Below are 21971 nucleotides of genomic sequence, written 5' to 3'. Positions count from 1 at the left end.
ATGGCTGAGAAATCTGAACGCCAAACTGAAGTTGAAGCAAGCAATGTACCATTGACTACTGAAGGTCCGGAAGCAACTGTTGAAGAAGCGAAAAAACAGCTGATTGAAACAGGTAAAAAAACCGGAGAACTCAATTACGAGCAAATTGCCGACAAATTAGCGGTTTTCGAAATGGAATCCGATGCAGTAGAAGAGTTTATCGACCAATTGGAAGGGCACGGCATCGAATTGGAACGCAAATCAGATGACGAAGAGCATTTGGACCGTCTCATGAAGCCGACCGAAGATAAATTCGACTTGAATGATTTGAGTGTTCCGCCTGGCGTTAAAATCAATGACCCGGTCCGCATGTACTTGAAAGAAATCGGGCGTGTGGATTTGCTGAAAGCAGAAGAAGAAGTCCGTCTGGCGAAATTGATTGAGCAAGGCGACGAAGAAGCGAAAAAGCGTCTGGCTGAAGCCAACCTGCGTTTAGTTGTCAGTATTGCGAAACGTTATGTCGGCCGCGGTATGCTGTTCCTGGATCTGATTCAGGAAGGGAATATGGGGTTGATCAAAGCTGTTGAAAAGTTCGATTACTCGAAAGGGTTTAAATTCAGTACGTATGCCACTTGGTGGATTCGCCAGGCCATCACGCGCGCCATTGCCGACCAGGCACGGACAATCCGTATCCCGGTTCACATGGTTGAAACCATCAATAAACTGATCCGCGTGCAACGCCAATTGCTTCAGGATCTTGGCCGCGAGCCTTCACCGGAAGAAATCGGTGAGGAAATGGATTTGCTGCCTGAAAAAGTGCGTGAAATCCTTAAAATTGCACAAGAACCGGTTTCACTGGAAACACCGATCGGTGAAGAAGATGATTCGCATTTGGGGGACTTCATCGAGGATTCAGATGCACAATCGCCATCTGACCATGCTGCTTATGAATTGTTGAAAGAGCAGTTGGAAGATGTTTTGGATACGTTGACAGACCGTGAAGAAAATGTCTTGCGTCTTCGCTTCGGCTTAGACGATGGCCGTACACGGACACTCGAAGAAGTGGGCAAGGTATTTGGAGTGACGCGTGAGCGGATTCGCCAAATCGAAGCAAAAGCTCTTCGCAAATTACGCCATCCTTCCCGCAGCAAACGACTGAAAGATTTTCTTGAATAGGAATAATAGCTCGAGCCGCTTCCGTTTTTCCCGGAAAGCGGCTTTTTTATGATGAAGTCTGGTTAATTTCCTGTTAAAGCTTGAGTTTGCCTTAATTTTCCCTATATAATGAAAGTTGTAAGCGTATTCATGACAAAGGGGATGTACACAAATGGATTTCGATTTGACACAAGAACAACAGATGATCAAAAAGACCATCAAGGAATTTGCCGATAAGGTGGTAGCACCAGGGGCTATCGACCGTGATCGTTCCAAGGCGTTTCCGACCGAAATCTTCAAACAGCTGTCCGACATGGGGATGATGGGCTTGCCGTTTGACGAAAAATACAGTGGAGCTGGAGCGGATACCACCAGTTTTGCAATTGTAACAGAAGAATTGAGCCGTGCCTGTGCTTCTACTGGGATCACGTATTCTGCCCATATTTCACTTGGCGGTGCACCTTTAAATTTGTTCGGAACGGAAGAACAGAAAGAAAAATACCTGACACCCATCTGCACCGGTGAATCGTTCGGAGCTTTTGGATTGACGGAACCGAATGCCGGTTCGGATGCAGGAGGCACCGAAACCCGTGCTGTTGAAGATGGCGATGACTGGGTCATCAACGGATCAAAAGTCTATATTACGAATGCCAGCCATGCCAAGCATTTGGCGATTACAGCCATCACCGGCATGAACGACGGCAAGAAAGAAATCAGTGCGATCATCGTACCGACAGACGCTGAAGGCTTTACGATCATCGATAATTACGAGAAGATGGGTCTCCATTCCTCCAACACAACAGAATTGGTACTCGACAATGTCCGTGTACCTAAAGAAAACCTGTTAGGCAAGCGTGGAGATGGCTTTAAACAATTCCTGGTGACACTCGACGGCGGACGTATCGGCATTGCGGCAATGGCTGTAGGGATCGCTCAGGCGGCATTTAACAAAGCCCTAGCCTATTCCAAAGAACGCAAGCAATTCGGAAAGCCTTTATCCGAGTTTCAGGTGACGCAGTTCAAGTTGGCGGACATGGCGATGAAGATCGAACTGGCACGCAATATGGTCTATAAAGCAGCCTGGTTGAAAGATCAAGGCCGCCCGTTCACTAAAGAGGCATCGATGGCGAAACTTTATGCTTCTGAAATTTCCATGGAAGTGGCCGATGAAGCGATTCAGATCCACGGCGGCTACGGCTACATGAAAGAGTACGAAGTGGAGCGCTATATGCGTGACGCTAAATTATTGGAAATCGGCGAGGGAACTTCTGAAATTCAGCGCATGGTTATTGCACGCCAGATCGGCTGCTGAATAGTTTTTAAAAGTCCCGCTTCCCGCGGGGCTTTTATTGTTCGCGATGCGTTAGTAATGAGAAGCCAGCGAAATATGTTTTATCAGGAAAGTATCTGGGTAAACTTCACTGTCTGCACGTGAAATAAAAATTAAATTACCGTTTTTGTCACAAAGAAGGAAAAGTTATCTGATAAGACTTTTCGTTTGGCGGATAATACAGTACAATAATGAATGATACGAATAATATCATAAAGCAGAACTAGTAGAGGGAGGGGTAACGGATGCAAAAAAATGCAATTGTACCTTATATCTTAATCATGGCGTTCGGTATTGGTTTGATTTTCTTCATGTCCATTCAAGGAGTTAACAACGAAGCCGAAATCGCAGAAGAACATGCAGCAGAAGAAGAAGGCGGCGGTGAAGAAGCAGCTGAAGGCGGCGAAGAAGCAGCAGCTGGAGATTTCGATCCTGAAGCACACGCACAAGCAAACTGTATTTCTTGTCACGGTTCAAGCTATGAAGGCGGAGTAGGTCCATCATTAGTTGGTACAGAACTTGCTCAAGAAGACATCGAAGATATCTTGATCAACGGTAAAGGCACTATGCCAGGCGGGCTTGTTCCAGAAGCGAACGTAGCAGCAATGGCTGAGTGGGTATTATCACTCGAATAGCATCTAAAAAACCCTTAGTTCTTCTGGAGCTAAGGGTTTTTCTGTCAAATTAGGAGGATCTGAATGAATGCACAACAATTATCACATCGTCTGACCCGTGTTGCCCACCATGTGCCAAAAGGCGCTGTAGTGGCTGACATCGGCAGTGACCACGCTTACCTGCCCTGCTACTTGGTCTTGAATGGCATTGCCGGGAAAGCTGTGGCGGGAGAAGTGGTCAGAGGCCCTTTTGAATCGGCCAAAAGACAAGTCCAGCAGGAGGGGTTGAACAGCCAGATTGAAGTCCGGCTGGCCAGTGGACTTGATGCCGTCCATCCTGAAGATGGCATAACCGCTGTCACGATAGCAGGCATGGGCGGTCCGTTGATCTGTTCGATCCTGGAACAGGGCAAAGACCGGCTGCCTGGAGTGGAGCGGTTGATTCTGCAGCCGAACGTCCATGCCAAGTCCATCCGCGACTGGGCTGTCGCCAATAATTGGTCTATTGTCGAAGAAGAAATATTAAAAGAAAATGAAAAGATCTATGAAATTTTGGTTCTTGAAAAAGAGCAGACGCCTATTTCATTAACGCAACAGCAATTGTTGATGGGACCAAAATTGCTGGAGGAAAAAACAGCGATTTTCCATGAAAAATGGACACGTGAAAGCGATCAATGGAAAAAAATTGTCGCTTCCATGGAATCAACAGCCCAAACTATGGAAATCATAGAGAAAAAACAGGAATTGGTTGAAAAAATACAATTGGTGGAAGAGGTGCTGCAGCGTGAAAATTCCTAATGGCCAGCAGATCATCGAAGAATTCGAAAAGTGGTCGCCCAAGTATTTAGCGATGGAAGGCGACCCGATCGGTTTGCATGTAGGAACTTTAAACAAAAAAATCGAAAAGGTTCTGGTAACTTTGGACGTCAATGAAGACGTTGTAGACGAAGCGGTTGCTAAAGGTGCCGGGTTGATCATTGCCCATCATCCGCCGATTTTCCGTCCTTTGAAAAACCTGCAGACGGATTTTCCGCAGGGGCGCCTAATGGAAAAACTCATCAAATCCGATATTGCCGTCTACGCGGCACACACCAACCTGGACGTTGCACAAGGAGGCGTCAATGATTTATTAGCGGATGCCCTTGGATTAAAAAATACGAGCGTGCTGGTGCCCACTTTTGAAGCGGAATTGGTGAAGATTGCAGTCTTCGTGCCGGAAAGCCATGAAGAGGCTGTACGGGAAGCGTTCGGCAAAGCGGGAGCCGGCGCTATTGGCGATTATGAATACTGCAGCTACACCTTGTCCGGAACAGGACGTTTCCGCCCAACAGCAGAAGCGGATCCGTATATCGGAGAAGCGGGGAAAATGGAAGTGACCGCAGAATCAAAAGTGGAAGTGGTTGTCCGCAAACAAGAAAAAGACCGTGTCATTAAAGCGATGATTGCGGCACATCCATACGAAGAAGTCGCATACGATGTCTTTACGTTGGAGAACAAAGAGATTGCTATGGGATTGGGGCGCGTCGGATTATTGGAAACGCCAATGACATTAAAGGAATTTGCCGATCGGACCAAGCAACAATTGGATGTTCCGTCTCTGCGCATGGTCGGGGATCCGAATGCCACAATCAAAAAAGTGGCCGTGCTCGGAGGCGATGGCAATAAATACATTCAACAGGCCAAGCGCGCTGGAGCGGATGTCTATGTCACAGGGGATATGTATTTCCATGTAGCACAGGATGCACAGGCAATGGGGCTGAACATCATCGATCCGGGCCATCATGTGGAAAAAGTGATGATTCAAGGCGTGGTGGAGCATATGGCAAAGCAGCAGCCGATGTGGCAATGTGAATTCCTGCCATCACAAACGAATACAGAACCTTTCCGGTTTATTTAAAAAGAAGAAGCCCCGGCTTCTTCTTTTTGCTTTAGCCATCAAAGTTGATCTGCCTGAAAGAAAAAGCGGGATGTCCAGCATATTCCAACTTTCTCTAGTAAACTACCGGGACTTTCTTGATCGTAAGCAAGTGGCCTTCCGGCAATAATAATTCTTCTGCAGACTTTATCTTATGCAAGAATAATTGTTTTTTCTCTAAAACTTTGAACGGCACTCTATTCGAATTAATCAGCTTGGCAATTTGAATCGTACACCTTTTCTGGTTTTCTGCCTTTTTATAAATATACTCCAACAGAATCGCTGCTTCTTCTTTTGTATGGATGCCATTATCAATTTCAATTTGAACAGGAAAATCGAAGCCTTTTATTCGTTCATTGGATTGTTCAAAGTATAGTTCGTATTCTTTATAAGCTTCTCCAGTCAACTCGATATCAGAAGCAATAAAATAAAAATAGGTCATACTAGACTTCCTTTCAATGATTAGAAGTGGTTGTGGCGATGGTCGGCTATGAAGTTTCTTCTCTTTTTTAATGAAAAGGAAAAAATTGTTTGATAAAACCGAGCTTAATATTACTAATTAGAAAAAACGCGCAAAATCATGCATCATCTATAAACGAGGTCTTTAGTTTTCTTATTTGCCAATTAGATGAAAGAACCTATGATATAATAGCGCAAATTATTAAAGTATACTAGCCGTGAGCTATGTGGGAGGAAATTTGATATCATGAATAACCTAGAAAGGTTTTAGTATATACTGAAGACAAAATTTTTATTTCCATGGAGTTGGAGAATAATCGGCGGTTTCTTATATCAATTGCTGGACAAGGATGCAAGCCAAGACAATTTAGAAGCTATAGTAAAAGAGCATTATAAAGAAATCCTTGCTTTTGCAAAAGCGAGCGGAGCCCTCGCTACTACCGGAAAAGGGGCTATTTCTGCTTTACCATCTAAAGAACAAGTAGTACAACTTATTAGATAGAAGAGCTTCTGTATAAATTTAAGATTTCGCCAATCAAAAGTAAACCTATGTTTAAGCACTGCGAAAAAAACGCAAGAGCTACAGGAATTTATAAAGTGGAGAATTTATGAATATAAAATATAAAGAAAAAGCTGCCCCAAAAGTCGGGAAACGACTTTTGGGGCAGCCCTGTTTTATTCGCCTACTGGATACGGCTCAATGCGATCCGAAGGTTTTGGGTGCTTGATTTTAGGGAGAATCTTATTAAGCGGTACAGAGCGTGTCAGTGCATGTGTGCTCGGGTCTGCCGGGTCATAAAGATCCAAGAACTTCATGACTTCTTTGACGATCGGTGTCGGTGTAGAAGCTCCAGCTGTAATGCCGACAGTTTCCACACCTTCAAGCCATTCCAATTTCAGTTCAGACAGGTCAGAGATGCGGTAGGCTGGAGTGCCTGCGATGTCCTGTGATACCTGCGCCAAACGGTTTGAGTTATTGCTCATCGGGTCGCCGATGACGATCAATAGATCCGCTTCGCCTGCTTGCTGAGCAACAGCTTCCTGCCGAACCTGAGTAGCCAGACAGATTTCTTTATGGACTTCTGAATGCGGGAATTTTTCTTTAAGGCGTTCCATCATATCGACAACGTCCCATTGGCTCATCGTCGTCTGGTTGGTGACGATGATTTTCTCTGAGTCGATCTCCAGGCGGTTGACGTCTTCGACGGTTTCAACCAGGTGAACCATATCCGGAGCGACGCCGATTGCGCCTTCCGGTTCCGGGTGTCCGCTCTTGCCGATATAGACGATCTGGTAACCATCAGCTGTCTTCTCACGAATCAAATCGTGCGTCACGGTGACGTCAGGGCACGTAGCATCTATCGACACCAAACCTTTCCGTCTGGCTAACTCACGGACTTGTGGAGAAACACCGTGCGCAGTGAAAATGACGGTGCCGGTTTCAACTTTCTCCAGAATTTCAAGCCGGTTGCTGCCGTCCAATGTAATGATGCCGTCTTCTTCGAACGCATCCGTTACGTGTTTGTTGTGGACAATCATTCCTAGTATATAAATGGGGCGTGGCAAACTTTCATCCATCGCAGCGTTCTTAGCGATAACCATGGCATCCACCACTCCGTAGCAATATCCTCTTGGCGATATTTTCATAACCTTCATCAAGTACCGCGCTCCTTTCAAAATCATACATTCATTATAACGGAGACGGCGCAGCTTTACAAAAGTTGCATCGCGTAAAGACACCATTTTATGCTATAATGGCTAGAGCGTAAGGAGGGAATTTAATCCCATGACAAAATTCAACGAATATCCATTCAAACCCTTCCTATTGGAAGCGGTAGAAAAACTCGGTTTTACAGAACCGACACCGATCCAAAAGGAAATGATGCCCCATATACTGAAAGGCTCAAGTGCAATTGGACAATCCCATACAGGGACTGGCAAAACGCATAGTTTCATTATCCCGATCGTAGAACGTATCGACGTCAGCAAACAGGAAGTGCAGGCGGTAATTGCAGCACCGACGCGTGAACTTGGAACGCAGATCTACAATGAATTGCAGAAATTGGTTGTCGGATCAGGCATTGAAGTGAAATCGTTTATCGGTGGAACAGACAAGCAACGTTCAATCAACAAATTAAAGACTCAGCCGCATATCGTCATCGGAACACCGGGCCGTTTGAAAGACCTGGTTAAAGAAAACGCCTTGTTGGTTCACACGGGCAAAATCCTGGTTGTGGATGAAGCCGATTTGGCTTTTGATATGGGCTTTATTGAAGAAATCGATCAAGTAGCCGGCAAAATGCAGGAAGACTTGGAGATGTATGTCTTTTCGGCGACGATTCCTGAAAAGTTAAAACCGTTCCTGAAAAAATACATGGAATCACCGGTACACGTGAAAATCGGCGACAAACTGCCGACCGCTGATGGCTTGGACTTCTACTTGGTGCCAGTCCGCAGCAAAAAGAAAATGGATCGCCTGCAGGATGTCATGAAAGTGATCAATCCGTATTTGGCAATCATTTTCGTCAATACCCGTACGAATGCTGATTACGTAGCTGATCAGCTGGCAAGAGAAGGCATCCGTGTCGGCCGTGTCCACGGTGATTTGGCTCCACGTGAACGCGTCAAAATGATGCGCCAGATCCGCGATCTTGAATACCAATACATCGTAGCGACAGATCTAGCAGCGCGCGGAATCGACATCCAAGGCGTCAGCCATGTCATCAACTACGAACTGCCGGAAGACTTGGAATTCTTCATCCACCGTGTCGGACGTACGGCTCGTGCAGGAATGAAAGGCGTAGCCATCACGTTGTTCAAGCCGGAAGACGACGACGCAATCGTGCGCATTGAAAAAATGGGCATTCCATTCCAGCAAAAAGACATCGTCAAAGGCGAATTCGTCGATTTGAAAGAGCGCCACAGCCGGACGACCCGTACCAGAACGGCGAACGAAGCAGACGCAAAAGCGAAAACGATGGTCCACAAACCCAAAGCGGTAAAACCGATGTACAAGAAGAAAATGAAGTGGAAAATGGACGAAATCAAAAAAATGGAACGACGCAAAAATCGCAAAAAGTAAGGAGATAGTTTCATGCTATTAGGATCTCACGTATCGATGAGCGGCAAAAAGATGCTGCTTGCAGCAAGCGAAGAAGCCGCTTCCTACGGAGCGACAACATTCATGATCTATACGGGTGCGCCGCAAAATACACGCCGCAAACCGATTGAAGAGCTGAATATCGATGCAGGGCTTGCCCATATGGCTGCCCATAATTTAACGAACATTGTGGTCCATGCACCGTACATCATCAATTTAGGCAATACCCAAAAACCTGATACATTCGCACACGGTGTTGAATTCCTTCAAAAGGAAATTGAACGGACAGCGGCTCTTGGCGCAAAACAAATCGTTTTGCATCCAGGTGCCCATGTCGGAGCCGGGGCGGATGCGGGGATCGCTAAAATCATTGAAGGTTTAAATGAAGTCTTGACGCAGGATTACCCGGTCAATATCGCATTGGAAACCATGGCTGGAAAAGGCACGGAATGCGGCCGCAGTTTTGAAGAAATCGCTGCGATCATCAATGGCGTTACACATAATGACCGCCTGTCCGTGTGCTTCGATACCTGCCATACACATGATGCGGGGTATAACATCAAAGAAGATTTCAATGGAGTCCTTGAAGAATTCGACCGCATTGTCGGAATCGACCGCCTTCAAGTGCTGCACATCAACGACAGCAAAAACGTTCGCGGAGCGGGCAAAGACCGCCACGAGAACATCGGCTTTGGAGAAATCGGCTTTGATGCTCTAAACGGCATTGTCCATCATCCTGACCTTATGCACGTGCCGAAAATCTTGGAGACGCCGTATGTCGGACTGGATGCCAAAAACAAAAAGCCGCCTTATGCCTTTGAAATTGAAATGTTCAAAGCAGGCATCTTTTCTCCAGGCTCCATCGAAGATTTGAAATCTCCTCTATAAGCAGGAAGGCAAAAGGCGGAAGCTGAAGATGACCCCGATTTTAGGGTTTGTCTTCAGCTTCTTATTTTTCATTAATGCCAGCAAGGAAAGACATTTGGCAAGAAGCGGAAGCAACCCCTGTAGAAAATGGCACAATAAAGTTAATTAAGCTTAATCTATTTACATTAGCCATAAACTCTACTATACTTTCTTAAGGTAAATCGTAATCATTATTAATTAGAAAAGAGGCGACACAATGGTCGCGCCATTAATTGACATTAAAGACATCAGTTTTGAATATGAACAAACAAAAGCGCTCGATAATATTTCCATGAAAGTGGAAGAAGGCGACTTTCTGGCCATCCTGGGCCCAAACGGTTCCGGAAAATCGACGTTATTAAAAATCATGCTGGGGTTGATCAAACCGAGCAAAGGAAAGATTGAATTGTTCGGTGTGGATGCGAAAAATTTCAAGAACCGTGAATGGATCGGCTATGTTTCGCAGAAATCGAATTCCTTCAATTCCGGATTTCCGGCGACTGTAGAAGAAGTGGTTGCAGGGGGATTGGCCAAAAAGACCGGATTGTTCCATCGATTGCCGAAATCGTCTCATCAGCAAGTGGCTGAAGCGTTGAAGGCGGTCGGAATGGAGGACTTTATGGGCAGAAGCGTCAGCGAACTGTCAGGCGGCCAGCAACAGCGGGTCTTCATTGCCCGTGCGCTTGTTGCCAAGCCGAAAGTACTGATCCTGGATGAGCCGACTGTCGGTGTGGACCATCAGAATGTCCAGGCTTTCTATGATATGCTGGCTTCTCTTAACCGGGACCAGAACATCACTTTAGTGCTGGTGACACATGACGTCGATACGGTGACAGACCGCATCACCCATGTAGCCTGCTTGAACCAGACCATCCATTTCCACGGATTCAAAGAACAGCTTCACACGATGAGCGATGAACAGCGCGAAGCGTGGTACGGCCATTCTGTCCGGAAAATTCATCATATCGGAGGAAGCCACGCATGATCGATGCTATATTGTCTTACGAATTTTTACAGAACGCTTTTGCAGCGGGGCTCATCATCGGCGTTATTGCACCGCTTCTGGGCGTCTTTATCGTGGTCCGCAGGCTTTCGCTGATTGCGGATGCGTTAAGCCATGTGACACTTGCGGGAATTGCAGGCAGCTTGTATTTAAGCCAAAGTGTCGCTTCACTGGCGATGTTGAATCCGTTGTTTCTCGGAATTGCGGCATCTGTCGGCGGTTCGGTGCTGATTGAGCGTTTGAGAAGCTTGTATAAACATTACGAAGAACTGGCCATTCCGATTATTTTGTCTGCGGGCATCGGCTTTGGTGCCATCTTTATTTCTCTGGCACAGGGCTTCTCAAACGACTTGTTCGGTTACCTCTTCGGATCGGTATCAGCTGTCAGCAGGGAAGACCTGTTGATTGTGGCAGGGATTGCCGTCGTTGTTCTGGCATTCATCTATTTCTTTTTCAAGGAATTGTTTGTTTTGTCTTTTGATGACGAATACGCACGGGCTTCAGGACTGCCCGCGAAATGGGTTCATTTTATGTTCATGATCGTCACGGCTTTGGTCATTGCGGGTTCGATGCGCATCGTCGGCATCCTCCTGGTTTCGTCATTGATGACGATTCCAGTCGCAACAGCCATGCGCGTCACCAAAAGCTTTAAACAGACCATCATCATGTCCATCGTTTTTGGCGAAATTTCCGTCATCACGGGATTGGTTACCGCTTTTTATTTCGACTTGGCGCCGGGAGGCACGATTGTTGTTACATCCATTTTTCTGTTGCTATTAGTCATCGGCTATAAGAAAATCACGGTTTCACTTAATAAAGGAGCGATCGCATGAATTTATCCAATGCATGGACGATCTTGAAAGAGAACGGATTTAAGGAAACGTCCAAACGCAATCAGATTCTGGAACTGTTCGCCAATGACGAACGGTATTTGACGGCACGGGACTTGCTGGATGTTATGCAGAAGGATTATCCGAGCATGAGTTATGATACGGTTTACCGGAACTTGGCGACGTTTGTGTCACTCGGCATTTTGGAAGAAACGGAATTGTCAGGTGAACGGCATTTCCGTATGCAATGTGAGAGCGACCATCATCACCATCATTTTATTTGTATGGACTGCGGAAAAATAAAAGAAATACCGGTTTGTCCGATGGATATGCTGGGCGCGGCATTGCCTGCCTATGAAATTGCCAATCACAAGTTTGAAATTTACGGGAAATGCCCGGAATGCAAATAAAAAAGCGAGAGTGGGGAAAACCCACTCTCGCTTTAATTTTATATATTAGTTGCCGCTCAATGTTTTCTGGACGCTGAATTCATTCTTTACCCATTCATTGGCTTCGACCCAATCATAAACGCGAATGACCTTATCAGGAATTGGTTGGCGGTTATAAGGTGTATCGAATAACAAAACGGGAATGTCCAGTTCTTCAGCAATTTCGACAGCATTGTCATGCTTGTCCTCAAAGAACAGATGGACATTATGGCGTCGGGCTGTTTCGATTTTCTTATGGGAACCAATCAATTCGATATGGTCATAGGCAATGGCATGCTCGGCAAACCATTCAAACGTAACGTCCCGGACATTGTCGCCGCGGGCAGAAATGTAATACAGCTCGTATTGGTCTTTCCAGTCGTTCAGGATATTCTTGGCGTTTTCGGAAACGGGGGAAGCCGCGTAAATCCGCGGCTCGGAATCCCGGAACCAAGAATAGAATTCACCTTGCGACAAATGGGGAAGAGCTGCCGTCAAATCGTATTCCTTGATATCATCCAAAGTCAATTTGCTTTTGAACTTTTCATTTATGTGAGGGATCAGCGACGTTGGAGAAGTCACTGTCCCATCTATATCAATTCCAAAACGGTATCTCAATCTGCTCACAACCTTATGCTTGTTGTTGTTCCATTTCTTTTTCTTTCTTTTCTGCAGCTTGCTTCGCGAAATATTCTTCCGCCAATTTGTCGATTTCGATCTTCAATTCATCAACCATTGTTTCTTCAGGCACTTTTCGGACGGTTTTGCCGTGCATGAACAGCAAGCCTTCTCCACGAGCACCAGCGATGCCGATATCCGCTTCACGTGCTTCACCCGGTCCGTTTACTGCACAGCCGAGAACAGCCACTTTCAATGGCGCTTTGATGTGGGAGATGTATTCTTCCACTTCGTTGGCGATGGCGATCAAGTCGATTTCGATGCGTCCGCAGGTCGGGCATGAAATCAGTGTCGCTGCGTTTGAAGAAAGACCGAAAATCTTCAGCATTTCACGTGCTACTTTAACTTCCTCGACCGGATCTGCACTCAAGGATACGCGCAGCGTGTTGCCGATGCCTTTTGCGAATAGGGCACCGAGGCCGGCAGCGCTTTTTACTGTGCCGGAAAACAGCGTTCCCGACTCGGTGATGCCTAGGTGCAATGGGTAATCGAAAGCTTTTGAAGCTAATTCATAGGCTTCGACAGCTAAGCTGACATCCGAAGCTTTCAATGAAACGATGATGTCATGGAAATCCAGGTCTTCCAGGATCTTAATGTGGTGAAGGGCACTTTCAACCATGCCTTCAGCTGTTGGATAGCCATATTTCTCAAGGATTTTACGTTCCAATGAACCGGCGTTGACACCGATGCGGATTGGGATGCCTTTTGCTTTTGCCGCGTTGACGACAGCTTCCACTTTTTCGCGTCGCCCAATGTTGCCCGGGTTGATGCGGATTTTGTCTGCGCCTTGTTCAATGGCGATCAATGCCAATTTATAATCAAAATGAATATCTACTACTAAAGGAATATTAATCCGTTCTTTAATGGCGCCGATTGAATAGGCAGCACGTTCATCCGGGCAGGCGACGCGGACAATCTGGCATCCCGCTTCTTCCAAACGCAGGATTTCAGCTACAGTGGCTTCCACATCGTGTGTTTTCGTTGTAGCCATACTCTGTATAAATAATTCATTACTGCCGCCGATCGTCAAATCTCCGACTTTTACGGGGCGTGTCTTTGAACGGTGTGTCATTTCGCTCATGAAAAAATCTCTCCTTTTTGATGATGGCCTGTTCTATCGGCTCATATATCTTCGTCCGGCATACTAGTGAATACTCCAGAAAGTGCCGGCTCTTTTCCTGTACCTATAGCCATTTTAGCAGTGTCGCTTGCCAAAAGACAAGAAAGACGGCTGTTTCCTGCATTTCTTTACATAAAATTAACGTGGTTGGCGTTTCTGTTGCATAGGGGGCTTTTTCGGGTAATACCCGATCGCCAAATACAAATAGAGGATAGTCAGCAGGCTGGTAATCAGCGAGACGGCAAAACCGAGATCCCAAAAGCTGAGAATGAATGCCAATAATGTCGGAATTGTGACGCTGAGAGCGGTGGTTCTCCACAAGTGCCTGTATTCACCGCGGCGCTTTCTAAGGTTGAGGATTGCCACTGCCACCAATGCGAACAAACTGATTTTTATAAAATGGTAAAGTGTAGTGGAGACAAACAGAAAAACCAAAGCGAACGGATACAGGAGCCATTCAATTTCTTCCACGAACTCAACCAACCCATCGATATTGCCTGTGGCATCGCCCAAACCGAAGACCCATTCGGCAAATGAGACAATAGTTAAGATCGCGATAAAGACGAAAATAAACTGCATGATTTTGCCGATGGTCATAATACGGACGGCTGCCTGCTTTTTAGGTTCCATCAGGCTTGCCTTAAATAATTGATAAAGATTCACGTACATCTTCCTTTCATCTATAGAACAATCGTAACACGATAGAAGAAGAAAAAAACGGCGCTTTGTTACGGGAATGTAAATTTTCAATAAAGGTGTTTACAATTCCTTAGTGGACTATTCATAATAGGTTAGGTGTTCAAGTTAAATTTAGGAGTTGATCGGAAATCGTGGAGACGAACTGGCAAGAAATGCTCTTTACATTTTTTGGAGGACTTGGATTATTTCTATTCTCCATTAAATTTATGGGTGACGCCCTGCAAAAAGCGGCAGGAGATAGATTACGGGGAATATTGGATCGCTTTACCACTAACCCGTTCATGGGTGTTCTGGTAGGGATTGCGGTTACGATATTGATCCAATCTAGTTCTGGTACCACCGTAATCGTTGTAGGATTGGTCAGTGCCGGATTTATGACTTTGAAACAGGCGATTGGCGTAATTATGGGAGCCAATATCGGGACAACCGTCACCGCCTTCATTATCGGTCTGGATGTAGGCGCTTATTCATTGCCAATTTTGGCATTAGGCGCAGTTTTGATTTTCTTCTTTAAAAAGAATAAAATTCAAAATATAGGTGAAGTTGTATTCGGTTTTGGCGGTCTCTTCTATGGTCTTGAATTGATGAGCGATGGCATGAAACCTTTGCGTGAATCGCAAGCTTTCATCGATATGACCATCAGTCTAAGCGAAATGCCGATTCTTGGCGTAGTGGTCGGGACAGTCTTCACTTTAATTGTCCAAAGCTCGAGTGCTACGGTTGCTATATTGCAGGGTCTTTATTCCGAAGACGTGCTGAGTCTTGCAGCTTCATTGCCAGTGTTGTTCGGTGACAACATCGGAACAACCATAACCGCAGTCCTTGCAGCACTAGGTGCTTCTATTGCAGCCCGCCGTGCAGCAGCTGTCCATGTCTTGTTCAACGTGCTGGGAAGTGTTATCTTCTTGATTCTGCTGATGCCGTTTACCGCATATGTTGAATGGATCTCTGGAATCTTGAATTTAGAACCGAAAATGCAAATTGCTTTTGCCCACGGAACGTTCAACGTTGCCAATACGATCATCCAATTCCCGTTAATCGGAGCATGGGCTTATCTGGTAACTAGAGCAATCCCAGGTGAAGATGTAACAATTGAGTTTAAACCGAAACATTTGGATATCCACTTTATTGAACAATCTCCATCGATCGCGCTTGGACAGGCGAAAGAAGAAGTGCTTCGAATGGGTGAATTCTCCGTTCAAGGGCTTCAGGAAACGTATCAATACTTAAAAACGCAAAGCAAGAAACACGCTGAAACCGGTTATCAATTGGAAGATGCCATCAATAACCTGGATTCGAAAATCACCGATTACTTGGTCATGATTTCAGCGGAATCTCTTTCTGCGGCTGATTCCACGCGCCACACAATGTTGATGGAGACAGTACGCGACATCGAACGTATCGGTGATCATTTTGAAAACATTATCGAATTGGTCGACTACCAAATCAATAACCGTGTCAACATCACAGCGGATGCGGTAGAAGATCTGGATGAAATGTTCACTTTGACGATCGCAACGGTTCAAAAAGCACTTTCTGCTTTAAACACAACAAGCCATGAATTGGCTCGTGAAGTAGCAGAACAGGAAGACCTGATTGATAAAATGGAACGCAAATTCCGTAAAAAACATATTTTGCGTCTGAATGAAGGAAAATGTACAGCGCAAGCTGGAATCGTGTTTGTCGATATCGTCAGCAACCTGGAACGTATCGGTGACCACGCTGTAAACCTTGCAGAAGCGATTTTAGGCAACCGTGCATAAAGAAAAGCGGAAGCGCCTGACTAAAGGAACGCAAGCTAAAAACGCGCCTTCCTGTCGCAACGCTTGCATGATCCGCATCCTGCGGACCTCCGACAGGCTTAAGGCAGTTTGCCGAAGCGGCGTTTTGTGCCGCACAGGCAAGCGGACTTAAGACCCCGAGGTTCTAGGCGCTGTTGCTGGACAAAAGAAATGCGGAAGCGCCCGTACTAAGTTTTGAACAGAATAACTGGTTTTAACCACGGAAAAGCTCTTTTTCATCCTGCTTTACATTTTAAAAAATGTAGGGCACGATGGAAGAGAGCTTTTTATATAGGGAGGAATACAGATGGAAATCATCGGCTGGATTGTCATTCTGCTTTGTTTCGTGATTGGTTTCATCGGTCTGGTTTATCCGATTATACCGGCGGTTCTGTTTATTTTTGGAGGTTTTGTCATGTACGGGCTGTTTTTCAGCTTTGGTGATTTGCCATGGTGGTTCTGGGCGATTCAAAGCCTGTTCGTCATTCTGCTGTTCGGAGCGGATGCCATCGCCAATGCGTTCGGTGTCAAAAAGTTCGGCGGCTCGAGAGCCGGTTTGTGGGGAAGTACAATCGGCTTGATCATCGGTCCTTTTATCATTCCGATTATTGGTATTTTGATTGGCCCATTCGTTGGTGCCATTATCGCCGAGCTTTTGTTCAATAAATCTTCGTTGAAGAAGTCCTTCTATTCCGGAATCGGTTCGGTTGTCGGATTTATCACGTCGGTTTTCACAAAAGGAATCATTCAGATTGTCATGGTCGCTATCTTCCTTTTCACTATTTGAGACGGACTGGTTCCACAGCCTGCTAAATCAGGTGAATTCAGTCAAAGGTCTGAATAAAAGGATTTGGCGTGCATTATGTTTGTATAGGCCAGATAATTTTGATAGGCTAAGAGAGTAGACCAATAGACTCAAGGAGGAATTTTATCATGGCATATGAATTACCGGAATTACCTTACGCGTACGACGCACTTGAACCGCACATCGACAAAGAAACAATGAACATTCACCACACAAAACACCACAACACATACGTAACTAACGTAAATGCGGCTTTAGAAGGCCACGAAGATCTTGCTTCAAAATCTGTGGAAGAATTGATTTCTGATTTGAACGCAGTACCTGAAGAAATCCGCACTGCAGTCCGCAACAACGGCGGAGGGCATGCCAACCACTCATTATTCTGGAAACTATTGTCTCCAAATGGCGGCGGCAACCCAACAGGCGCTCTTGGAGAAGCAATCAACAGCAAGTTCGGAAGCTTTGACGAATTCAAAGAAAAATTCGCTGCAGCCGGTAAAACCCGTTTTGGTTCTGGATGGGCTTGGCTAGTTCTTTCTAACGGCGAATTAGAAATCACTTCAACTCCTAACCAAGATTCACCATTGATGGAAGGCAAAACTCCATTACTTGGCCTTGATGTTTGGGAGCACGCTTACTACTTGAAATACCAAAACAAACGTCCGGATTACATCAACGCTTTCTGGAACGTTGTAAACTGGGAAGAAGTTTCAAACCGTTACGAAACTTCGAAATAATTGTCACGAATTGAAACTTTGCACACACTTTTTCGTCTGAAAAAGTGTGTGCTTTTTTTTATGTGGTGCTATACTGATAAGTGGATATTTTTGCGAAAGGAGAAACCGCCTCATGAAACCGCCTCAAAAAAGACGCATTTCGCTTGCAAGAGTGAAATTGCAGTCCAATACCGTCTTTCGGATGAATATCCTCTTTTTCACTATCTTCCTCTTGTTTTCCGTATTGATCCTTCGCTTGGGTTTTCTCCAGATCGTTAAAGGAGAAGACTACGCGCGCGCCATCGCCAGGACTGAAGAAGTTCCTGTCAATACCAGCGTGCCGAGAGGGCGCATCTTTGATAGCGAAGGCCGGATCCAAGTCAACAATACACCGGTCAATGCCATTACCTATACAGCGATGCAAACGACCAAAAGAGAAGAAATGCTGACAGTGGCTAAAGAATTGGCTAAATTGATCGAAAAAGACGATGACAAAGTGACACTCCGTGATAAACAGGATTTTTATATACAAATGAACACAGAAAGTGCCAACAAAAAAGTCACGGATGAAGAAAAAGCGGCCATCGCCGCTGAAGACATTCCGGAAAAGGAAAAGCAACGCAAGCTTGATGCATTAGTCAGAGAAAAGATCACGGACGAAGAATTGGCTACTCTAAGCGCTGAAGACTTGGAAGTTCTCGCCATATACCGGGAGATGACTTCAGGCTACGCACTGGCCCCGCAGATGATCAAAAATGAAGACGTCTCGGATGAAGAGTTCGCCCGAGTTTCTGAACGGTTGACGGATCCGAAACTCAAAGGCGTCAACACGGTAACCGATTGGAAACGTGTCAAATCGAGTGATTTAACCATACTTGGCAGCACGACCACTCCTGAAACTGGAATCCCCGCCAATAAACTTGAATATTACCTGGCACGCGATTATTCACGCAATGACCGCGTCGGGACCAGTTTTCTGGAGCAGCAGTATGAAGACGTGCTGCAAGGCCAAAAGTCGGTTGTCAAAAATGTTACGGATGGCAGAGGCAGCGTCATCGAAACCATACCTGTAGATGAAGGCAAAGCAGGGAAAGACCTGGTTCTGTCCATTGACAGCGAATTGCAAAGTGAACTGGAAAAAATTGTGGAGGACAAGTTGTTGCAGTTGAAGGCCGGCCCAAGTTCTAAACTGGTCAAAGACGCATACCTCGTCATGATGAATCCACAGACGGGTGAAGTGCTTTCCATGGTAGGCAAACGCCTGGGCAAAGATGAAAATGGCAAACAAATCATCAATGATTATGCGTTCGGCAGTTTTACAGCTTCCCATGAAATGGGCTCGACTGTTAAAGGAGCTACGCTGTTGACCGGGTATTCGCAGGATGCTGTCGAATTGAATGAAGTTCAAATTGATGAGCCATTGAAATTCGCCGGTACAGCTCAAAAGAATTCCGTTTTCAATACACGATTATTCAACCGTATTCCAATGACGGATTTGATGGCCATCGAACGTTCTTCCAACGTTTACATGTTTAAAATTGCCATGAAGATTGCAGGAGCGGAATACCAGTATAACCGTGGCCTTTACGTGCCGCCAGAGAGTTTTGCGACCATGCGGAATTCATTCGCGCAATTTGGTCTGGGCGTCAAAACCGGCATCGACTTGCCGAACGAAGCCACCGGTTATATGGGAGGAACCTCTCCAGGCGCCAAACTGCTCGATTTGGCAATCGGGCAGTTTGATACCTACACCCCTCTTCAATTGGCTCAATACATTTCGACAATTGCCAATGATGGATACCGCATGGAGCCTCATGTCGTCAAGGAAATTCGTGAAGCAACCCGGGACGGAGAATCACTCGGCCCGATCGAAACCATTATTGAACCTAAAATCCTTAACCGCATCAACAATTCGCAGGAAGAAATTGAACAGGTGCAAAAAGGGATGCGCAATGTGTACGTTGGCAGCTCAGGATCAGCGCGTGCGCAATTCAGTGATGCACCTTATACTGCCGCCGGGAAAACCGGAACCGCAGAAGTTTATTTCTACGAAAAAGACCACGAAATGAACGGCCAATATGCAATCAATATTGCACATGTCGGTTACGCTCCTTTCGACAATCCGGAAATCGCTTATGCCGTCGTGATTCCATATGTGACAACCGATCCGAAAAACGTCCCGAAGGCGAATAATGAAATTGCCCGGGCTGCAGCGGATAAGTACTTTAAATTGAAAAATAAAGAAGCGCAGGCAGCATCCAATTCAATAAAACCGCCGTACAGCGCTTCAGTTGAAGTGGAAGGCGAATAACCGCAAGCCCCCAGGAACGTCTCAGTATGAGAACTTTCCTGGGGGCTTTATTAATTTGGCGGAATTTCAATTTACAATTTCTTAACACAGCCTTTATATGTTCTCAACAATCAGTCTTTATAGTAGAGAATGTAAACAAACACTAACCTGTAGGGGGAAACAGAAAAATGAGAAACTGGAAATTCGCTATGGCATCAACTATTCTTGGTTCGGCTTTAATTCTTGGTGCGTGCGGCAGTACGGAAGAAAATACCGGTTCTGGCACAGAAACAGAGCAAACGACATCGGATACAGCTGGAGAAGAAGCAGTAGTTGAAGGAACTGTGTCAGGTGACGGCTCTTCTACCGTGGCACCGATCATGGAAGGTATTGTGGAAGAATACGCTGGAGCACAGCCGGATGTTCAAGTGACAGTCGGTACATCAGGGACTGGCGGCGGATTTGAGAAGTTCATCCAAGGCGAAACAGATTTCTCCAACGCTTCGCGTCCAATTAAAGAAGAAGAGGCTGCCAGCCTTGAAGAAGCTGGCGTTGAATACACAGAATTCCAATTGGCATTCGACGGATTATCAGTGGTGGTCAGCCAGGAAAATGACTGGGTGGAAGATCTGACCGTGGAAGATTTGAAAAAACTATGGATAGAAGACGGCACTTCAAAAAAATGGTCGGACATCAATCCGGAATGGCCGGATGAAGAAGTGGTCTTTTATGCACCGGGAACAGACTCTGGAACATTTGATTACTTCAACGAAGTGATTCTTGAAGATGAAGACCTTGTCAGCTCAGCTACACTTTCTGAAGACGACAACACATTAGTGCAAGGGATTCAGGCAGATCCAAACGCTATCGGATTCTTCGGCTATGCCTATTACGTAGCGAATCAGGATACACTGAAAGTTGTTTCGATTGATGGAGTGGAGCCGAACAATGACACCATTGAATCAGGCGAATATTCCCCATTATCACGTCCATTGTTCACCTATGCGAACAATGCAGCATTGACCGAAAACGAAGCAGCCTATGATTTCATGAAATACACACTTGAAAATGCAGGAGCTATGGCAGAAGCAGTCGGTTATGTAGCTTTGCCGCAGGAAGATTACGACAAAGGCTTAGCAGATTTAGAAGCATTGAAATAAGAACAAGATCCAGTGTAGTTTAGTCTGAGGGTGAGCAGCCACTGCTCGCCTTTTGGGGTTGAAAGGGGATTCTATATGCGACCATCTGTGCAGGAAATGATCGCGCAGTCGAACGGCAAGAAAAACAAGAAAGTGATCGAAAAAATCATTCCAATTATTTTATTTCTCATCGCTTCAGTCTCGGTTTTGACATCCATCGGCATTGTTTTGACATTGATTGTGGAGACCGTTACATTTTTCACCCGTGTTCCATTTTTTGATTTTATCTTTGGCACCACTTGGCTGCCATTTTCCAATAAAGAAGCCCAATTCGGCATTTTGCCATTAATCGTCGGTACCTTGAAAGTAACGTTGATTGCTGTCATCGTCGCAGTGCCGATCGGCATTTCAGCTGCCATCTATTTGAGTGAATACGCCAGTGAAAATGTCCGGCGTATCCTGAAACCGGTTCTTGAAGTATTGGCTGGCGTTCCGACGATTGTCTATGGATTCTTTGCATTGACATTCGTGACGCCGGTGCTGCAGGCAGTATTCCCGGAAATCAAAATTTTCAACGCCATTTCACCGGGGATCGTTGTCGGCATCATGATCATCCCAATGATTGCGTCCTTGTCGGAAGACGCCATGTCTTCTGTACCGAAAAGCATCCGTGAAGGGGCATTGGCGATGGGCTCGACTAAATTTGAAGTAGCCTGGAAAATCACAGTGCCAGCTGCGCTTTCAGGAATTATTGCATCGGTGGTTCTTGCGGTATCCCGGGCAATCGGTGAGACCATGATCGTTTCACTTGCGGCAGGTTCCACCCCAAGGCTTGATGGGGATTTTACCGGGTCGATCCAAACGATGACCGCCTATATCGTTCAGGTTTCCAAAGGAGACGCTGGATACGGAACGACCATTTACTATTCCATTTACGCTGTAGGATTCACGCTGTTTGTCTTTACGATGGTGATGAACATCCTTGCCGGCTACGTCTCGAAACGTTTCAGGGAGGAATACTGAT

Annotated in this window: 21 protein-coding genes; 16 read left to right on the top strand and 5 right to left on the bottom strand. The window is 45.7% G+C overall.

All coding sequences use genetic code 11. The annotated features are described in order from the left end of the window. From rpoD to QMA01_RS05985, 5 genes are all read left to right on the top strand, one after another. Positions 1 to 1155 (top strand): RNA polymerase sigma factor RpoD, encoded by a 1155-nt coding sequence (gene rpoD / locus QMA01_RS06005; RefSeq protein ID WP_142827801.1) that lies wholly within the window; start codon positions 1 to 3, stop codon positions 1153 to 1155. A gap of 151 nt (positions 1156 to 1306) precedes the next feature. Next, positions 1307 to 2446 carry an acyl-CoA dehydrogenase gene (locus QMA01_RS06000; RefSeq protein ID WP_290185066.1) on the top strand — a complete coding sequence of 380 codons (1140 nt, stop codon included), beginning with the start codon at positions 1307 to 1309 and terminating at the stop codon, positions 2444 to 2446. A gap of 263 nt (positions 2447 to 2709) precedes the next feature. Further along, positions 2710 to 3099: a cytochrome c550 gene (cccA, locus tag QMA01_RS05995; protein WP_290185064.1), complete on the top strand. Its 390-nt coding sequence runs from the start codon at positions 2710 to 2712 to the stop codon at positions 3097 to 3099. Positions 3100 to 3162: 63 nt separating this feature from the next. Next, positions 3163 to 3876 carry a tRNA (adenine(22)-N(1))-methyltransferase gene (locus tag QMA01_RS05990; protein WP_290185062.1) on the top strand — a complete coding sequence of 238 codons (714 nt, stop codon included), beginning with the start codon at positions 3163 to 3165 and terminating at the stop codon, positions 3874 to 3876. Next, on the top strand, positions 3863 to 4975 hold the full coding sequence (locus tag QMA01_RS05985; protein WP_290214523.1) for a Nif3-like dinuclear metal center hexameric protein: 1113 nt from the start codon (positions 3863 to 3865) through the stop codon (positions 4973 to 4975). Before QMA01_RS05990 ends, QMA01_RS05985 begins: the two co-directional genes overlap by 14 nt. 94 nt (positions 4976 to 5069) lie before the next feature. Here QMA01_RS05985 and QMA01_RS05980 read toward each other — a convergent pair whose 3' ends face one another. After that, entirely contained in the window at positions 5070 to 5435 is a 366-nt protein-coding gene (locus QMA01_RS05980; protein WP_290185058.1) for a hypothetical protein, read from the bottom strand. A gap of 692 nt (positions 5436 to 6127) precedes the next feature. Further along, entirely contained in the window at positions 6128 to 7108 is a 981-nt protein-coding gene (locus QMA01_RS05975) for a 4-hydroxy-3-methylbut-2-enyl diphosphate reductase (RefSeq protein ID WP_191715881.1), read from the bottom strand. A gap of 130 nt (positions 7109 to 7238) precedes the next feature. Between QMA01_RS05975 and QMA01_RS05970 the strand changes: the two genes are divergently transcribed. The 5 genes from QMA01_RS05970 (at position 7239) to QMA01_RS05950 (ending at position 11701) form a co-directional block, all read left to right on the top strand. Further along, positions 7239 to 8534, top strand: coding sequence for a DEAD/DEAH box helicase (locus QMA01_RS05970; protein ID WP_191715880.1), 1296 nt, complete (start codon positions 7239 to 7241; stop codon positions 8532 to 8534). 12 nt (positions 8535 to 8546) lie between these two features. Then, the gene (locus QMA01_RS05965; protein ID WP_191715879.1) at positions 8547 to 9440 is read left to right on the top strand and encodes a deoxyribonuclease IV; all 894 of its coding nucleotides are present in this window, start codon (positions 8547 to 8549) and stop codon (positions 9438 to 9440) included. Between the two features lie 235 nt (positions 9441 to 9675). Beyond that, positions 9676 to 10443, top strand: coding sequence for a metal ABC transporter ATP-binding protein (locus QMA01_RS05960; protein WP_191715878.1), 768 nt, complete (start codon positions 9676 to 9678; stop codon positions 10441 to 10443). Then, entirely contained in the window at positions 10440 to 11294 is an 855-nt protein-coding gene (locus QMA01_RS05955) for a metal ABC transporter permease (RefSeq protein ID WP_290214522.1), read from the top strand. The genes QMA01_RS05960 and QMA01_RS05955 overlap by 4 nt, the downstream gene beginning before the upstream one ends. After that, entirely contained in the window at positions 11291 to 11701 is a 411-nt protein-coding gene (locus QMA01_RS05950; RefSeq protein WP_191715876.1) for a Fur family transcriptional regulator, read from the top strand. The genes QMA01_RS05955 and QMA01_RS05950 overlap by 4 nt, the downstream gene beginning before the upstream one ends. Positions 11702 to 11746: 45 nt before the next feature. On the opposite strand, the gene QMA01_RS05945 is transcribed toward QMA01_RS05950, so the two are convergent. The 3 genes from QMA01_RS05945 to QMA01_RS05935 form a co-directional block, all read right to left on the bottom strand. Further along, on the bottom strand, positions 11747 to 12337 hold the full coding sequence (locus QMA01_RS05945; protein WP_191715875.1) for a hypothetical protein: 591 nt from the start codon (positions 12335 to 12337) through the stop codon (positions 11747 to 11749). A gap of 13 nt (positions 12338 to 12350) precedes the next feature. Continuing rightward, positions 12351 to 13478 (bottom strand): flavodoxin-dependent (E)-4-hydroxy-3-methylbut-2-enyl-diphosphate synthase, encoded by a 1128-nt coding sequence (gene ispG, locus QMA01_RS05940; RefSeq protein ID WP_290185049.1) that lies wholly within the window; start codon positions 13476 to 13478, stop codon positions 12351 to 12353. A 177-nt stretch (positions 13479 to 13655) separates the two neighbouring features. Next, positions 13656 to 14180 (bottom strand): DUF1189 family protein, encoded by a 525-nt coding sequence (locus tag QMA01_RS05935; RefSeq protein ID WP_191715874.1) that lies wholly within the window; start codon positions 14178 to 14180, stop codon positions 13656 to 13658. 167 nt (positions 14181 to 14347) lie between these two features. Here QMA01_RS05935 and QMA01_RS05930 point away from each other — a divergent pair, with 167 nt between their 5' ends. From QMA01_RS05930 to pstC, 6 genes are all read left to right on the top strand, one after another. Beyond that, positions 14348 to 15979, top strand: a complete 1632-nt coding sequence (locus QMA01_RS05930) for a Na/Pi cotransporter family protein (protein WP_191715873.1) — start codon at positions 14348 to 14350, stop codon at positions 15977 to 15979. Positions 15980 to 16304: 325 nt separating this feature from the next. Beyond that, the gene (locus QMA01_RS05925) at positions 16305 to 16784 is read left to right on the top strand and encodes a DUF456 domain-containing protein (RefSeq protein ID WP_191715872.1); all 480 of its coding nucleotides are present in this window, start codon (positions 16305 to 16307) and stop codon (positions 16782 to 16784) included. A gap of 146 nt (positions 16785 to 16930) precedes the next feature. Beyond that, on the top strand, positions 16931 to 17539 hold the full coding sequence (gene sodA / locus QMA01_RS05920; RefSeq protein ID WP_191715871.1) for a superoxide dismutase SodA: 609 nt from the start codon (positions 16931 to 16933) through the stop codon (positions 17537 to 17539). Positions 17540 to 17651: 112 nt separating this feature from the next. Then, positions 17652 to 19829 carry a peptidoglycan D,D-transpeptidase FtsI family protein gene (locus QMA01_RS05915; protein ID WP_290185046.1) on the top strand — a complete coding sequence of 726 codons (2178 nt, stop codon included), beginning with the start codon at positions 17652 to 17654 and terminating at the stop codon, positions 19827 to 19829. Between the two features lie 167 nt (positions 19830 to 19996). Continuing rightward, positions 19997 to 20968, top strand: a complete 972-nt coding sequence (locus tag QMA01_RS05910) for a PstS family phosphate ABC transporter substrate-binding protein (RefSeq protein ID WP_290214521.1) — start codon at positions 19997 to 19999, stop codon at positions 20966 to 20968. A 75-nt stretch (positions 20969 to 21043) separates the two neighbouring features. Further along, positions 21044 to 21970, top strand: a complete 927-nt coding sequence (pstC, locus tag QMA01_RS05905; protein ID WP_191715868.1) for a phosphate ABC transporter permease subunit PstC — start codon at positions 21044 to 21046, stop codon at positions 21968 to 21970. The last annotated feature ends 1 nt before the right edge of the window (position 21971 follow it).

It is taken from the genome of Planococcus notacanthi (assembly GCF_030407825.1).
GTDB lineage: Bacteria > Bacillota > Bacilli > Bacillales_A > Planococcaceae > Planococcus > Planococcus notacanthi.
The sequence above is the reverse complement of the archived record's forward strand: the minus strand, read 5'-3'. Positions and strand labels throughout refer to the sequence as shown.

What these genes read in the sequence shown, in the direction of transcription:
- QMA01_RS05990 (WP_290185062.1), top strand. Translation starts at nt 3,163, where the DNA reads ATGAATGCACAACAATTATCACATCGTCTGACCCGTGTTGCCCACCAT.
- sodA (WP_191715871.1), top strand. Translation starts at nt 16,931, where the DNA reads ATGGCATATGAATTACCGGAATTACCTTACGCGTACGACGCACTTGAA.
- QMA01_RS05960 (WP_191715878.1), top strand. Translation starts at nt 9,676, where the DNA reads ATGGTCGCGCCATTAATTGACATTAAAGACATCAGTTTTGAATATGAA.
- QMA01_RS05955 (WP_290214522.1), top strand. Translation starts at nt 10,440, where the DNA reads ATGATCGATGCTATATTGTCTTACGAATTTTTACAGAACGCTTTTGCA.
- ispG (WP_290185049.1), bottom strand. Translation starts at nt 13,478, where the DNA reads ATGAGCGAAATGACACACCGTTCAAAGACACGCCCCGTAAAAGTCGGA.
- QMA01_RS05950 (WP_191715876.1), top strand. Translation starts at nt 11,291, where the DNA reads ATGAATTTATCCAATGCATGGACGATCTTGAAAGAGAACGGATTTAAG.
- QMA01_RS05925 (WP_191715872.1), top strand. Translation starts at nt 16,305, where the DNA reads ATGGAAATCATCGGCTGGATTGTCATTCTGCTTTGTTTCGTGATTGGT.
- QMA01_RS05965 (WP_191715879.1), top strand. Translation starts at nt 8,547, where the DNA reads ATGCTATTAGGATCTCACGTATCGATGAGCGGCAAAAAGATGCTGCTT.
- QMA01_RS06000 (WP_290185066.1), top strand. Translation starts at nt 1,307, where the DNA reads ATGGATTTCGATTTGACACAAGAACAACAGATGATCAAAAAGACCATC.
- rpoD (WP_142827801.1), top strand. Translation starts at nt 1, where the DNA reads ATGGCTGAGAAATCTGAACGCCAAACTGAAGTTGAAGCAAGCAATGTA.
- QMA01_RS05980 (WP_290185058.1), bottom strand. Translation starts at nt 5,435, where the DNA reads ATGACCTATTTTTATTTTATTGCTTCTGATATCGAGTTGACTGGAGAA.
- QMA01_RS05910 (WP_290214521.1), top strand. Translation starts at nt 19,997, where the DNA reads ATGAGAAACTGGAAATTCGCTATGGCATCAACTATTCTTGGTTCGGCT.
- cccA (WP_290185064.1), top strand. Translation starts at nt 2,710, where the DNA reads ATGCAAAAAAATGCAATTGTACCTTATATCTTAATCATGGCGTTCGGT.
- pstC (WP_191715868.1), top strand. Translation starts at nt 21,044, where the DNA reads ATGCGACCATCTGTGCAGGAAATGATCGCGCAGTCGAACGGCAAGAAA.
- QMA01_RS05915 (WP_290185046.1), top strand. Translation starts at nt 17,652, where the DNA reads ATGAAACCGCCTCAAAAAAGACGCATTTCGCTTGCAAGAGTGAAATTG.
- QMA01_RS05970 (WP_191715880.1), top strand. Translation starts at nt 7,239, where the DNA reads ATGACAAAATTCAACGAATATCCATTCAAACCCTTCCTATTGGAAGCG.
- QMA01_RS05975 (WP_191715881.1), bottom strand. Translation starts at nt 7,108, where the DNA reads ATGAAGGTTATGAAAATATCGCCAAGAGGATATTGCTACGGAGTGGTG.